This is a genomic window from Pseudomonas sp. PDM03 (assembly GCF_014852385.1).
GTDB classification, from domain to species: domain Bacteria; phylum Pseudomonadota; class Gammaproteobacteria; order Pseudomonadales; family Pseudomonadaceae; genus Aquipseudomonas; species Aquipseudomonas migulae.
The window spans coordinates 255,683-270,115 of record NZ_JACVBM010000005.1 but is presented as its reverse complement, the minus strand read 5'-3'; the positions used below and the strand labels follow the sequence as shown (position 1 = coordinate 270,115).

The window sequence follows — 14,433 nt, the reverse complement described above, 5'->3', positions numbered from 1 at the left end:
GATGATTGGCGACAGCCACCTGGCAACGCCTGACTATCTGATTTCCACCCTGCACGACAGCCTGGTTGCCCAGGGTGCGACCGTGCATACCTTGGGTATTTGCGGCGCCAACGCCGGTGACTGGCTCAAAGCCACGCCGGGCACCTGCGGTGGTGCCGAGCGCCGTGGCACGGAAAAAACCGTGGTGCTGGGCGGCAAAGCCGCGACCTTGCCGATCAGCCAATTGCTGGCCACCGACAAACCGGACCTGGTGCTGATTGTCATGGGCGATACCATGGCCAGCTACACCAAACCGGCGTTCCCGAAAGCCTGGCTGTGGCAGCAGACCACTGCGCTGACCAAGGAAATCTCGGCCAACGGCACTCGTTGCGCGTGGGTCGGCCCGAACTGGGGCACCGAAGGCGGCAAGTACGGCAAGACATTTGCCCGGGTCGAGATGACCTCCAAGTTCCTCGCCGCCAACGTGGCGCCGTGCAGCTACATCGACTCGCTGCAGTTCTCCAAGCCGGGCCAATGGGCCACGGTGGACGGTCAGCATTTGACCGCGCCGGGCTACAAGACCTGGAGTGCTGACATCAGCAAGGCTTTGCTGGAAGCCCCGGCCGTCAAGGAAGCCAAGAAATGATCAAGCTGTTCGCGGCGCTCGCGGCCGTCCCGGTGTTGTCGATCAGTACCCTGGCCCACGCCGAAGTGGCGTTGTACCCCACCGGCCCGGCCGAAGATTCGGCGTTCATCCGCTTCGTCAACACCGGCACCGCGCCGCTGGACGTGATCGCTCAGGCCGGACAACCGCCGCTGCGTCTTGAAGTGGCCGCACCGGTATCGTTGTTTTTCCCGGTGCAGGCCAGCAGTCCGATCAAGGGCAGCCTGGTCAGCGGTGCGCAAAAACTCGCCATGGATTTGAAAGTCGAGCCGGGTGAATTCGCGACCGTGCTGGTGTTGCCGGACGGTGCTGGCATCAAGCAAGTGGCCGTGCGCGAGCAGCCGGATGACTTCAACGGCCTGAAAGCGTCGCTGGCGTTCTTCAACGTCGACGCTTCGTGCGCCGACGCCAGTCTGCGTCCTGCCGGGCGTACCGCCGACCTGTTCAAAGCGGTGCCGGTCGACAGCTTGCAACGTCGCTCGATCAACCCGGTGAGCCTGTCGGTGCAATTGGTGTGCGCCAACGCGAACGTCGGCGGGCCGCTGGATCTGGGGGAACTTAAAGCAGGTGAGCGCTACAGCGTGCTGCTGGTGCCGTCGGCCGCAGGACCGCGTCTGTTGAACGCCACGGACTCGTTGTCCCACTGATCGGATCTCTGCGCCGCCATGGTCTTCGCCTCATTAGAGTTCCTGACATTGTTTTTGCCAGCGTTTCTGCTGGTCTACGCATTGGGCCGACCGGCCTGGCGCAATGTCATCCTGTTGCTCGGCAGTTGGCTGTTCTACGGCTGGCTGAGCCCTTTGTTCCTGACGCTGCATATCGTGCTGACGATTGTGGCGTGGGTGGGCGGCCTGCTGGTGGCCCGCGCACCGGACGGCTCCCGTGGGCGAGTGCGGCTGTTGATCGCGTTGATCGTGTTCAACACAGCGGTGTTGTGCTGGTACAAATACGCCAACATCCTCGCCGGGACCTGGAGTGAACTGATCACGTATTACGGGGCGATGCCGCTGGAATGGCAGCGGGTGGCGCTGCCGGCGGGCCTGTCGTTCATCGTGCTGCAGGCGATTTCCTATCTGGTGGATGTGCATCGGCATACCGTGCCCGTGGAGCGCAGTTTCATCAATTACGCCACGTACATTTCCATGTTCGGCCACTCCATTGCCGGCCCGATCATTCGTTATGACTGGGTGCGCCGGGAGCTGACGCAACGGTATTTCAGTTGGCAGAATTTCTCCCTCGGTGCACGTCGATTCATGATCGGCATGTGCATGAAAGTGCTGGTGGCCGATACGCTGTCGCCGCTGGTGGATGTCGCGTTCCACCTGGAAAACCCTTCCTTTGTCGACGCCTGGATTGGCTGCCTGGCCTACTCGCTGCAACTGTTTTTCGACTTCGCCGGCTACAGTGCCATGGCCATCGGCCTGGGCCTGATGCTGGGCTTTCACTTTCCGGAAAACTTCAACCGGCCGTACCTGGCCAGCAGCATCCAGGACTTCTGGCGGCGCTGGCATCTGTCGCTGTCGAGTTGGCTGCGCGATTACCTGTACATCGCCCTTGGCGGCAACCGCAACGGTGCGTGGAAGACTTATCGCAACCTGTTCCTGACCATGGCCATCGCCGGTCTGTGGCACGGCGGCGACAGCTGGAATTACCTGTTGTGGGGTTCGGCGCACGGGGTCGCATTGTGCGTTGATCGCCTCTGGTCCCGTTCCCGTTTGCCAAACATTCCACCGTTGCTCTCGCACAGCCTGACGCTGTTGTTCGTGTTCCTCGCCTGGACGCTGTTCCGCGCACCGGACTTCCATTCGGCGATGACAATGTATGCCGGGCAGTTTGGCCTGCATGGCTTTGCGTTGGGCGATGCGCTGGCGGTGACCTTGCGCCCGGTGCATGGGCTGGCAGCGTTGCTCGGCGTGGTGTGCATCCTCGCGCCGCTCCTGCAAAGCCGTGTCGAGCAGCGGTTCGCCCGTCACGCCTTGTTCGTTCCGGTCACGGCTCTGTGGCCGGTGGCGGGGTTCCTGCTTTCGTTTGCGTTGATCGCGAGCCGTGAAGCCGTACCCTTTCTGTACTTTCAGTTCTGATGACCGCGCCCATGACTTCTTCGTCTCCCGCACCGGCTCAACCCTGCGAACGTACCGCCCGCATCAGCAAGCTGTCGGGCGTCGTGTTCGTGGCTTTTCTGGCGCTGGGTTTCGCCTCTTGCGCCTGGCTGCTGGCGAGCGGCAAAGTCGAGTTCGTGCCGCCAAAACTCACGCGTCAGGCCGCACTGGAAGGCGACATCACCCACAAGATCGCCAAGCAGTTGTCGCAGGCGTCAGTGCCTGAGCAAGCGGCGAATCTGGAGCGCGGCGCAAGCTGGCTGGCGCTGCACGATACCGGCCCGCGTGTGCGCTCGGGGTGTGCCGGCTGGTTGTTCCTGACCGATGAGATGCGCATCAACCGTCACGCCGGCGCCAATGCCGACACCAAGGCCGGCGTGGTGCGTGAACTTCAGCAACGCCTGGCCAAACGCGGCGTCACGTTGCTGGTGGCGGTGGTGCCGGACAAGAGCCGCATCGCCCAGATGCAATTGTGCGACCTGCGTCGCCCGGCGATGTTGCAGGACCGCGCGGCGACGTGGGTCGAGGGGCTGAACAAGGCCGGTGTCGCCGCCATGGACCTGACGCCGAACCTGCAACCGTTAGGCGCCGATGCGTATCTGCGCACGGACACTCACTGGAGCGAAACAGGCGCCGCCGCTGCGGCCAAAGCCGTGGCCACGCAAGTGCAGCGCATGGGCATCAGCGCCACGCCGCACAAAGATTTCGAGGCGCAGGTGCAAGAACCGGCGCGCCGTCCGGGTGACCTGGTCAGGCTTGCCGGTCTGGAATGGCTGCCGGTGGCACTGCAACCGGCCCCGGAAACCGTGGCGGCCACCCGGATCAGCGAGAAAGCGGCCGTAGCGCAAAGCGGCGGCGATAACCTCGATGACCTGTTTGGCGATGACAACCTGCCGAACGTGGCGCTGATCGGAACCTCGTTCTCGCGCAACTCCAACTTCGCGGGATTCCTGCAGCAGGCGTTGGGTGCGCCGATCGGCAATTTCGCCAAGGACGGCGGCGAGTTTTCCGGTGGCGCCAACGGCTACTTCAACAACCCGGCGTTCAAGCAGACGCCGCCCAAGCTGATCATCTGGGAAATCCCCGAGCGCGATTTGCAGACGCCCTACAATGAAGTGATCGATTGGGCGAAGTGAGGTGGGGCTGATAGCCTCTTCGCCAGCAAGTCGGGTCGCCGCATCGCAGCTCCTACAGGGAAGTGGTGCTCTGTAGGAGCTGCGATGCGGCGACCCGACTTGCCAGCGATGGCGTCCCAAAATGCTGCACAATGAAAAGCCATATCGTTATTCGCTAACGGTATTTAAATTTCAATTCTTATATCTATAAAGTCACTCCCCTGCGTACCTGCCGACCAATCGGCGCGCCGCACGAAACGAACCAACACGGGACCTCCGTGAGTTTCTGATCGACGCGCGCGCCTTTGAGCGTGCCGTGCGTGGGAGTGATTTATGTCTGTCGTCTCTGCAACTCAAAGCATCGCACCGCAAACCTTCGAGATTCGCCCGTTCAGCGGTGCCGTCGGAGCCGAAATCATCGGCCTGGACCTGTCCCGCCCGATCAATGATCATGACTTCGCCCGCATCCATCGCGCGCACCTGGATCATCACGTCGTGGTGTTCCGCGACCAACGCATTACCCCCGAGCAGCACATCGACTTCAGTCGCCGTTTTGGCGTGTTGCAGATCCACGTGCTCAAGCAGTTCTTGCTGACCGGGCACCCGGAAATCCTCATCGTTTCCAACATCATCGAAAACGGCCAATCCATCGGCCTCGGTGACGCCGGCAAGTTCTGGCACTCCGACCTGTCCTATAAAGAATTGCCGAGCCTGGGCTCGATGCTGCACGCCCAGGAATTGCCGTCCGAGGGCGGCGACACCTTGTTCGCCGACATGCACAAAGCCTGGGACAACCTGCCTGAAGCGCTGCGTAAAGCGGTCGAAGGTCGCTCGGCGGCGCACTCGTACACGGCGCGCTACAGCGAGACCAAATTCGAAGGCAACTGGCGTCCGACCCTAACGCCCGAGCAACTGGCCCAGGTTGCCGAAGTCGTCCACCCCATCGTGCGCACGCACCCGGAAAACGGTCGCAAGGCGTTGTTCGTCAGCGAAGGTTTCACCACCCGCATCGTTGGTTTGCCGGACGACGAGAGCAAGCAACTGCTCGACGAGCTCTACGCCCACAGCGTGCTGCCGCACAACATTTACCGCCATCAGTGGCAGCCCCACGACCTGGTGTTCTGGGACAACCGTTCGCTGATCCACCTCGCCGCCGGATGCCCAAGCGATCTGCGCCGCAAGTTGTATCGCACCACCATTCAGGGCGACGCGCCTTTCTGATTTGTCGGAGATTGAATCATGTCCAAACGTCTTCTCTTTGCACCGTTGGCTGCGGCCATCGGCCTGGGTTTCAGCCTGATCGCCGGCAGCCTGGTGGCGCCGACCGTGGCTCACGCCGAAGGTGAAATCCGCATTGCCGAACAGTTCGGCATCGTTTACCTGTTGCTCAACGTGGTGCGCGATCAGAACCTGATCGAAAAGTACGGCAAGCAGGAAGGCATCGACATCAAGGTCGACTGGACTCAGCTGTCCGGCGGCGCGGCGGTCAACGATGCGTTGCTCTCCGGTTCGATTGATATCGCCGGTGCCGGCGTCGGTCCGCTGCTGACCATCTGGGACCGCACCCACGGCAAGCAGAACGTCAAAGCCGTGGCTTCCCTTGGCAACTTCCCGTACTACCTGGTGAGCAACAATCCGAAGGTCAAAACCATCGCCGACTTCACCGAGCAGGACCGCATCGCGGTGCCGGCCGTGGGCGTGTCGGTGCAGTCGCGCTTCCTGCAATACGCGGCCGCCAAGCAATGGGGCGACAAGGAATTCAATCGCCTCGACAAGTACACCATCGCCGTTCCGCACCCGGACGCCACGGCCGCGCTGATTGCCGGCGGCACCGAGTTGACCGGGCATTTCTCCAACCCGCCATTCCAGGATCAGGCGCTGGCCAACCCCAACGTCCATGTGGTGTTGAACACCTATGACCTGCTCGGCCCGAACTCGCCGACGGTGCTGTTCGCCACCGAGAAATTCCGCAACGAGAACCCGAAAACCTACAAGGCCTTCGTCGAGGCGCTGACCGAAGCGGCGCAATTTGCCCAGAACGATAAAGGCGCTGCAGCCGATACCTACATCCGCGTGACCAAGGCGAAAATCGATCGCGCCGCGTTGCTGAAAATCATCGATAACCCGCAGTTCGAATTCAGTGTCACGCCGAAAAATACCTACCCACTGGCCGAGTTCCTCTACCGCGTCGGTGCGATCAAAAACAAACCGGATTCATGGAAGGATTACTTCTTCCAGGACGCCAAACCGCTGCAAGGGAGCTGACCGACATGAACGCCCCTTTGCAAGGCCACACGGTCAGCAAATCGAACGTCGCAGCCCAGGCGCTGCTGTCGGTCGACAACGTCAGCCTCGAATACCGCACGCCTCAGCGTGTGGTTCGAGCGACCCACCAAGTCAGTTTTGAAATCGACCCGGCGGACCGCTTTGTGCTGCTCGGTCCTTCCGGTTGCGGCAAATCCACGTTGCTCAAGGCGGTTGCCGGGTTCATTCAGCCCGTTGAAGGCGAGATTCGCCTGCAAGGGCAAACCGTCCATGCACCAGGGCCCGACCGGATCGTGGTGTTCCAGGAATTCGATCAACTGCCGCCATGGAAAACCGTCAAACAGAACGTGATGTTTCCGCTGCTGGCGTCGAAAACCCTCAAGCGCCAAGAAGCCGAAGAACGGGCGCTGCACTATCTGGACAAGGTCGGACTGGCGGCATTTGCCGATGCCTATCCGCACACCTTGTCTGGCGGCATGAAGGCACGCGTTGCCATCGCGCGGGCATTGGCGATGCAGCCGAAAATCCTCCTGATGGACGAACCCTTCGCCGCCCTCGACGCCCTCACGCGTCGCAAGATGCAGGAAGAATTGTTGCTGCTGTGGGAAGAGGTGCGTTTCACGTTGCTGTTCGTTACGCACTCCATCGAAGAAGCGCTGGTGGTGGGCAATCGCATCCTGCTGCTGTCGCCGCATCCCGGTCGGGTACGGGCGGAAGTCCACAGCCATCAGTACGATTTGCACAGCCTCGGCGGCGTGGCGTTTCAGGAGTCGGCGCGGCGGATTCATCGGTTGTTGTTCGATGAAGGCCAGTCACCGGAAACCGAGCGCGAGCTGGATTTTTCCGACATTCGCATCGCTTACTGAGCCATTGAGAGGAGTGCCCGATGAGCCAGTTATCATCTGCGCGTGAAGAGTTCGAAACCGTTTTGCAGCCGCTGACCAGCGTCCCGCTGGAGCGTGAGTTGCCCTTGGGTCAACGCCTGTGGCAGCAGGGCTGGATTCGCAAAAGCCTGATCCTGATTTTGCTCGCGGTGCTGTGGGAAGTGGTTGCCCGCATTCAGAACAACGACTTGCTGCTGCCGAGTTTTCTGCAAACCGCCAGTGCGTTGTATGGCGGGCTGCTCAGCGGCGAGTTGCTGGGCAAAGTGTGGATTTCGCTGGTGGTGCTGCTGAAGGGGTATTTGATCGGCATCGTCCTGGCGTTTGCTCTGACCACCTTGGCGGTGTCCACACAGTTCGGGCGTGATCTGCTGAGTACGCTGACCTCGATGTTCAACCCGCTGCCGGCCATTGCGCTGTTGCCGTTGGCGCTGCTGTGGTTTGGGTTGGGGCAGAACAGCCTGATTTTCGTGCTGGTGCATTCGGTGCTCTGGGCGTTGGCGTTGAACACCTATGCGGGTTTCCTGGGTGTCTCGGAAACCTTGCGCATGGCCGGGCGAAATTACGGTTTGAAGGGCATGCGTTTCGTGTTGTTCATCCTGATTCCGGCGGCGCTGCCGTCGATTCTGGCCGGGCTGAAAATCGGTTGGGCGTTTGCTTGGCGCACGCTGATCGCCGCTGAATTGGTGTTTGGTGCCACCAGCGGCAAGGGCGGTTTGGGCTGGTACATCTTCCAGAATCGCAATGAGCTGTACACCGACAAGGTGTTTGCCGGGTTGGCGGTGGTGATTCTGATCGGGTTGCTGGTGGAGAACCTGGTGTTTGATTCGCTGGAGCGGGTGACGGTGAAGCGGTGGGGGATGCAGCGCTAGATTTTTGTTGCCTGCGATGGGGCCAGACCTGCCAAAACATAAATTGGAAGATGTTTGCTAGCATTGCGTCTGAATCAATCCAGATCAGGCAAGAGTGCTCAGCATGCAACTCCCGGACATGAATCTTCTGGTCGCCCTCGACGCCTTGCTCGACGAAGGCAGTGTGGTGGGCGCCGCGCGCCGCATGAACCTCAGCCCGGCGGCCATGAGCCGCACGCTCACACGAATCCGTGAAGCCATCGGCGATCCGATTCTGGTGCGTGCCGGCCGCGGTCTGGTGCCTACGCCTAAGGCATTGGCGTTGCGCGAGCAGGTGCGGGAGTTGGTGGAACAGGCCGCGTTGCTGTTCCGTTCCGCCGATGACGTGGAGCTGGGCAGTTTGCGCCGACGCTTCAGCATTCGCGCCAACGATTTCTTCGTCGGTGTCTACGGCGGCAAGCTGTTCGACACCATGGAGCGTCAGGCGCCGCACTGCGAATTGCGCTTTGTTCCGGAGGGCGATGGGGATGACGAAGCGTTGCGTGAAGGGCGCATCGATCTGAGCGTCAGCAACAATCGGCCGCTCATGCCGGAAGTGAAGGTCCAGAACCTGTTCTCCACCCATTTTGTCGGCCTGGTGCGCGAAGACCATCCGCTGTTCGACGAAGAAATCACCGCCGAGCGTTTTGCCGGTTTTTCTCACATCAGTATGTCCCGGCGCGGGATTGCTCGCGGCCCGATCGATACCGCGCTCAATGCCTTGGGCCTGGAACGGCGAGTGGCGGTGATCGCGCCGAGTTTCCATGCGGCGATGTTTGCCTTGCCTGATTCCGATCTGATTCTACCGGTGCCCAAGGAGGCGCTGCTGAGCGTGCGGCGGCTGGGCTTGAAATTGCGCTCGTTCACCCTGCCGATCCCGTTGCCGACCCTCATGCTGACCCAGGCCTGGCACCCGCGTTTCGACAAAGACCCGGCGCATCGCTGGATGCGTGAAACCCTCAAGGCGTGCTGCGACGCGACATGGCTGGCCGCGCAACCCACGCCAGACTGAACACGGACCCCTGTAGGAGCCGGCTTGCCGGCGATAGCGATTTTTCATTCAACATCTTCATCGACTGATACACCGCTATCGCCAGCAAGCCGGCTCCTACAGGGGTTTTGTATTGCTGCGTGGAACGCACTTATAACCTGCCGATAAGTTGATTTTCGTCAGGTCCCGCCCTTCTTAAAATGCTCCGACATTCACATCCCGGAGCTTGCAGTAATGACTTCCCTCACGGCCCCGGCACCTCTCGCCGTGGCCAGTCCAACGGTCGCCGTGACGCCACCGGTCTTCGGTCCGCGAATCATCATCGGCCTGGTGGGTGTGTTGCTGGCGGTGCTGGTGTCGGGCCTCAACGAAATGGTGACCAAGGTTGCCCTCGCCGACATTCGTGGTGCATTGGCCATCGGCTACGACGAAGGCACCTGGCTGGTCGCCAGTTACACCGCGACCTCGGTGGCCGCGATGGCGTTCGCGCCGTGGTGCTCGGTGACGTTCTCGTTGCGGCGCTTCACGCTCTGCGCGATCTGCGTGTTCACGTTGTTGGGCGTGCTGTGTCCATTCGCCCCGAACTACGAAAGCCTGCTGCTCATGCGCACTTTGCAAGGCCTGGCGGGCGGTGCCTTGCCGCCGATGTTGATGACCGTCGCCCTGCGCTTTTTACCGGCCAACGTGAAGCTCTACGGTCTGGCCGGGTATGCCCTGACGGCCACCTTCGGTCCGGGGCTCGGCACGCCGCTGGCCGGGTTGTGGACCGAGCATGTCGGCTGGCAGTGGACGTTCTGGCAAATCATCGCGCCGTGCCTGCTCGCCATGGCGGCGGTGGCCTACGGTTTGCCCCAGGATCCGCTGCGCCTTGAGCGTTTCAAGCAATTCAACTGGCGCGGATTGCTGCTGGGTTTTCCGGCGATCTGCATGCTGGTGATCGGCATCCTGCAGGGCAATCGGCTGGACTGGTTCGAATCGACCCTGATCTGCGGATTGCTCGGCGGCGGGCTGGTGTTGCTGGTGCTGTTCCTGATCAACGAATGGTCGCAGCCGACGCCTTTTTTCAAGATGCAGATGCTCGGCATCCGCAACCTGTCGTTCGCCCTGCTGACCCTGGCCGGTGTGCTGGTGATTTTGCTGGCGGTGATCATCATTCCGTCCAGTTACCTCGCGCAGGTCCAGGGTTATCGCCCGGTGCAGACTGCACCGGTCATGTTGCTGGCGGCGCTGCCACAGTTGCTTGCGCTGCCGTTGGTGGCGGCGCTGTGCAACCTGCGCCGGGTGGATTGCCGCTGGGTGTTGGGGATCGGCCTGAGCATGCTGGCGCTGTCGTGCATCGGTGGCTCACAACTGACGTCGGCGTGGATTCGCGACGATTTCTACGTGCTGCAACTGCTGCAAATCTTCGGTCAACCGATGGCGGTGTTGCCGCTGTTGATGCTCTCGACCGGCAGCATCAGCCCGATGGAAGGGCCGTTCGCTTCGGCCTGGTTCAACACCGTCAAAGGCCTGTCGGCGGTGATCGCGACTGGCGTAATCGACGCACTGACCACCTCTCGGGTGCATTTTCATTCGACCATGCTGGTGGACCGCCTCGGCAACTCGCCGCTGGCCGACAGCGACAGCGCGGGCCTTGCCCATCGGCTGCATGAGCAAGCCGTGGTGCTGACCGCCTCGGACCTTTATCTGTGCATGGGCGGCGTCGCCTTGGCGCTGATCCTGCTGATTTTCTGGCTGCCGACGCGGATCTATCCGCCGCGTGCGCCGACATGAATGCTTCACTGAAACAGAAGGTTTTTATGACGACTCAATCCAAGCAAAAAATCGCCGTCGCAATTGCCTCCGTGGTGGCGGTCGGCGTGCTGGTGTATCTGCTGGCGCCGGGAATTTTTGGCAAGCGTACGCAACAGAACACCAATGACGCCTTTGTCTCTGCCGACTTCACGTTGGTCGTGCCTCGCGTCGCCGGGTTCATCAAGGAAGTGCTGGTGGAAGACAATCAGCAGGTCAAGGCCGGGCAGTTGCTGGCGCTGATCGATGACCGCGACCTGCGGGCTGCCGCTCAAGCCGCCGACGCCGAAACGCTGGTGGCGCGGGCGCAACTGCAAAACGCTCGGGCGACCCTTGAGCGCCAGACATCAGTGATTGCGCAGGCGCAAGCCACGGTGGTGTCGGCGAAGGCTGAAATGGCGTTCGCCGAGCATGAATTGAACCGCTACAACCACCTTGCCGGCGTTGGCGCGGGTACGGTTCAGAATGCTCAGCAAGCACGTACGCGCATTGATCAAGCCAGTGCCCGGTTAGCCAATGCCACAGCGGTGCTGTCGGCGGAGCGCAAGCAAGTGGAGATCCTCACCGCCCAGCGTGACGCCGCCGACGGTGGATTGAAACGGGCGCAAGCGGCACTGGAAATGGCCAGCTACGAGCTGTCCTATACGCGCATCGTCGCGCCGCAGGACGGCATGGTGGGCGAGCGTGCGGTACGTGTCGGTGCGTATGTCACGCCGGGCAGCAAGCTGCTGGCCGTGGTGCCGCTGGCGCAAGCGTATGTGGTCGCCAATTTCCAGGAAACCCAACTGACCGAGGTGCAGCCGGGGCAGGATGTACAGGTGCGCGTCGACAGCCTTGGCGGCGAAGCGTTGCGCGGTCGAGTCGAGAGCATTGCGCCGGCCACCGGGGTGACTTTCGCGTCGATCAAACCGGACAACGCGACCGGCAATTTCACCAAGGTTGTGCAGCGGATACCGGTGAAAATCGTCCTCGATCCGGGGCAGCCATTGGCTGGGCGGTTGCGGGTGGGGATGTCGGTGGAGGCGAGTATTGATACGGCTGAAACCGGGAAGCATGAGGTTGCTCAACGATGAAGATGTTTGTTAACCGGGCTGGCCTCATCGCCGGCAAGCCGGTCTCGCTCCCACAAGGGATCTCCTTTTGAGCAGTGATTGTGTGCATGACTCAACCTCAATGTGGGAGCGAGCCTGCTCGCGAAGAGGCCATCTGCTTCGACACAGTATTTGTGCCTTGCTCGTCATGAGCCTCACCGCCTGCACCATCGGCCCTGACTTCCAGAAGCCTCAAGCCCGGCAAGTTACCGAATGGTCGAAACCGTCGAAAGCCGCCGCCAGTGAAGTGATAACCGCTGACATGGACGAACGCTGGTGGGAAGTTTTCCAGGACCCGAAACTCTCGGCCCTGACCCAACGCGCTCTGACCGACAACCTCGACCTGAAACTCGCCAGCAGCCGCTTGCAGCAAAGCCGCGCCGCACGACAGGTGATCACCGCCGAACGCTATCCCAACACCGCCGCCACCGGCAGCTACGGGCGCAAACGCAACAGCGGTGAAGGCCTGAGCGATCCGTCGGGGCACCACGGTGACTCGGCGTTCAACCTGTGGGACGCAGGTTTCTCGGCCTCCTGGGAACTGGATTTCTGGGGGCGTGTGCGACGCGAAACCGAAGCGGCTGACGCCACCCTTGAAGTCGCGGAGAACCACCAGCGCGGCGTGCTGCTGTCGGTGCTCGCCGAAACCGCCCAGGACTACATTCAACTGCGCGGCGTGCAAAGCACACGAGCCGTCACCGAGCAGAACCTCGACGTCGCCCGCCACAGCCTGAAGCTGTCGCAACTGCGCCTGGCCGACGGTGTCGCCACCGACCTGGATGTCGCCGAAGCCGCCGCGCAAGTCGCGGCCATCGAATCGCGCTTGCCGGCACTGGAGCAGCGCCAGTCGCAACTGATCAACGCGCTGAGCCTGTTGATGGGTGAGCCGCCGCAAGCGCTGCACGCCGAGTTATCCACAGACGCGCCGGTGCCACAAACCCCGCGTCAGGTCGCCATCGGCCTGCCGTCGCAACTTGCAGAGCGCCGCCCGGACATCCGCCAGGCCGAAGCCCGCTTGCATGCCGCCACCGCAAACATTGGCGTGGCCAAGGGCGATTTCTATCCGCGCATCACCCTGTCGGGCAACCTCGGTTCGCAGGCCATGCAACTGAGCGACTTCGGCTCATGGGGCTCACGTACTTTCGGCATCGGCCCGCAATTCAGCCTTCCGCTGTTCGACGGCGGTCGCCTGCGCGGTGTGCTGAACTTGCGCGAAGCGCAACAACAGGAAGCCGCCATCGCCTACCAACAAACCGTGCTGCGCGCCTGGCACGAAATCGACGATCAACTGACCGCCTACAACGCCAGCCAACTGCGCCGCGACAGCCTCGCCGAAGCCGTACGTCAAAACCAGATCGCCCTGCGCACCGCGCAACAGCAGTACGTGGAAGGCGTGGTGGACTTCGTCAACGTCCTCACTGTGCAAGGTGAATTGCTGGCGACTCAGCAGCAATGGGTCGAAAGTTCGACCGGAGTGTCGCTGGCGATGGTCGGGTTGTACAAGGCGTTGGGTGGGGGATGGGAGTCGGTGTATCCGGTGGTAGAGGACGCTACCAATAATCCGGTTTGATCGCGGGTGCTTTGTGGGTGGGGACTCGGGGCGGGAACTGGTGCGAGTGCAACTCTTCTGAGGAGACGACTCGACGCATCCAGTGGGAATGTTCTATCAGCGAGCCGGGTGGAGAGCGTTTGAATCCGGTCCGGCATGGAAGAACCACGCCCACGGTCACTTGCGGGAAGTCCTCTCGGATAGCGCGTAACGCGGGAGTCATGTCGGTATCTCCGGATACCAGAACGAATTGCTGTATGCGTTCAGTAATGTGAATGTTGGCCTGCCTGGCGGCCGTGCGGTACATGCTGATTGCGATATGGACGTCGGTTTCTTTCTCTTCGAGTTTCCATATCGCGACTTTATCCTGGCGTGAGGCAGCGATTTTTTTGTCGATAAAACGTGGCGCTGCGGCCCTCTCAAGTTGGTGACGGCCATAATGAACAGTCACATTGCTGGCTCTCAGGGCGCGAACGTAGGTGTCTTGAGCCTCTTTTGAAATCCTGCCACGAGTAGCCAGCTCAGGTTTGACGGAAGAGGTGAAGTAATCGATTGAGGCGAGGACGCTTTGAGGATTCTCGATATTGGCAATATGCGTCAGTAACCGCGGCAGGTTTAGCCATTTGTATGGCGTGCCGGCCAGCAATCCGTAGAACACGTTGTAGCCGTCAACAAAGAACGCAGTGCGCACAAATCCAATCCTCAGAAACGAAAAAACCGGCCGAAGCCGGTTTTTTCACCCCAACGGCCAGAGAACTGAATCTCTGCGTACGGGGTTGAGTAGTGGGTTGATCCTAAATGGGGTCCGCGATATGCGTCAACCATTGTCTGACCGAACTCTACTTCGCTGGATGTTTCTCCACCGCCGGCAACTCAGTTTTGTGTATTTGCCTGGCAAATGGTCAAGGTGCTTCGGGCTTCAACTATTAACAATTGTTGCGACTTTAAGGTTCCGGTGACAGCGAGTGTGTAGGGATGTGAATGTCTATGACTACTTTCATTTTTGGCCGAGTGGAAGTTCCCCATTTCGTGTGGGATTTAACTCCATGTACTGATCGCATGGGTGATCAGCCCACTCCAGGGAAATAGTTATTAATTTGAAACCAGACATTTCCTAC

Annotated in this window: 13 protein-coding genes; 12 read left to right on the top strand and 1 reads right to left on the bottom strand. The window is 61.0% G+C overall.

Translation table 11 applies throughout. From position 1 onward, the window contains the following. Window position 1: 1 nt before the first annotated feature. The 12 genes from IB254_RS11105 to IB254_RS11050 all read left to right on the top strand — a co-directional run bounded on the left by IB254_RS11105 (window position 2) and on the right by IB254_RS11050 (window position 13,336). Window positions 2-625 carry an SGNH/GDSL hydrolase family protein gene (locus tag IB254_RS11105; protein WP_225602322.1) on the top strand — a complete coding sequence of 208 codons (624 nt, stop codon included), beginning with the start codon at window positions 2-4 and terminating at the stop codon, window positions 623-625. Beyond that, entirely contained in the window at window positions 622-1,290 is a 669-nt protein-coding gene (locus IB254_RS11100) for an alginate O-acetyltransferase AlgF (protein WP_192226620.1), read from the top strand. Before IB254_RS11105 ends, IB254_RS11100 begins: the two co-directional genes overlap by 4 nt. 18 nt (window positions 1,291-1,308) lie before the next feature. Beyond that, the gene (locus tag IB254_RS11095; protein ID WP_192226622.1) at window positions 1,309-2,724 is read left to right on the top strand and encodes an MBOAT family O-acyltransferase; all 1,416 of its coding nucleotides are present in this window, start codon (window positions 1,309-1,311) and stop codon (window positions 2,722-2,724) included. 11 nt (window positions 2,725-2,735) lie between these two features. Continuing rightward, window positions 2,736-3,878 carry an alginate O-acetyltransferase AlgX-related protein gene (locus tag IB254_RS11090; protein WP_192417310.1) on the top strand — a complete coding sequence of 381 codons (1,143 nt, stop codon included), beginning with the start codon at window positions 2,736-2,738 and terminating at the stop codon, window positions 3,876-3,878. 312 nt (window positions 3,879-4,190) lie between these two features. After that, a complete protein-coding gene (locus IB254_RS11085) occupies window positions 4,191-5,078 on the top strand; it encodes a TauD/TfdA dioxygenase family protein (RefSeq protein WP_192417309.1) in 888 nt (295 codons plus the stop codon). An 18-nt stretch (window positions 5,079-5,096) separates the two neighbouring features. Next, window positions 5,097-6,122 (top strand): ABC transporter substrate-binding protein, encoded by a 1,026-nt coding sequence (locus IB254_RS11080; protein ID WP_192417308.1) that lies wholly within the window; start codon window positions 5,097-5,099, stop codon window positions 6,120-6,122. A gap of 5 nt (window positions 6,123-6,127) precedes the next feature. Next, a complete protein-coding gene (locus IB254_RS11075; protein ID WP_192417307.1) occupies window positions 6,128-6,988 on the top strand; it encodes an ABC transporter ATP-binding protein in 861 nt (286 codons plus the stop codon). 20 nt (window positions 6,989-7,008) lie between these two features. Further along, window positions 7,009-7,875 carry an ABC transporter permease gene (locus IB254_RS11070; RefSeq protein WP_084323356.1) on the top strand — a complete coding sequence of 289 codons (867 nt, stop codon included), beginning with the start codon at window positions 7,009-7,011 and terminating at the stop codon, window positions 7,873-7,875. A gap of 103 nt (window positions 7,876-7,978) precedes the next feature. Further along, on the top strand, window positions 7,979-8,905 hold the full coding sequence (locus IB254_RS11065; RefSeq protein ID WP_192417306.1) for a LysR family transcriptional regulator: 927 nt from the start codon (window positions 7,979-7,981) through the stop codon (window positions 8,903-8,905). A 213-nt stretch (window positions 8,906-9,118) separates the two neighbouring features. Continuing rightward, window positions 9,119-10,657 (top strand): MFS transporter, encoded by a 1,539-nt coding sequence (locus IB254_RS11060; RefSeq protein WP_192417305.1) that lies wholly within the window; start codon window positions 9,119-9,121, stop codon window positions 10,655-10,657. A 26-nt stretch (window positions 10,658-10,683) separates the two neighbouring features. Continuing rightward, entirely contained in the window at window positions 10,684-11,748 is a 1,065-nt protein-coding gene (locus tag IB254_RS11055; RefSeq protein WP_192417304.1) for an HlyD family secretion protein, read from the top strand. Between the two features lie 100 nt (window positions 11,749-11,848). Beyond that, on the top strand, window positions 11,849-13,336 hold the full coding sequence (locus IB254_RS11050) for an efflux transporter outer membrane subunit (RefSeq protein ID WP_192417303.1): 1,488 nt from the start codon (window positions 11,849-11,851) through the stop codon (window positions 13,334-13,336). Here the strand turns inward: IB254_RS11050 and IB254_RS11045 are convergent. Then, window positions 13,317-14,006 carry an NYN domain-containing protein gene (locus IB254_RS11045; RefSeq protein ID WP_192417302.1) on the bottom strand — a complete coding sequence of 230 codons (690 nt, stop codon included), beginning with the start codon at window positions 14,004-14,006 and terminating at the stop codon, window positions 13,317-13,319. The two genes, IB254_RS11050 and IB254_RS11045, sit on opposite strands and share 20 nt — an antisense overlap. Window positions 14,007-14,433 lie beyond the last annotated feature (427 nt).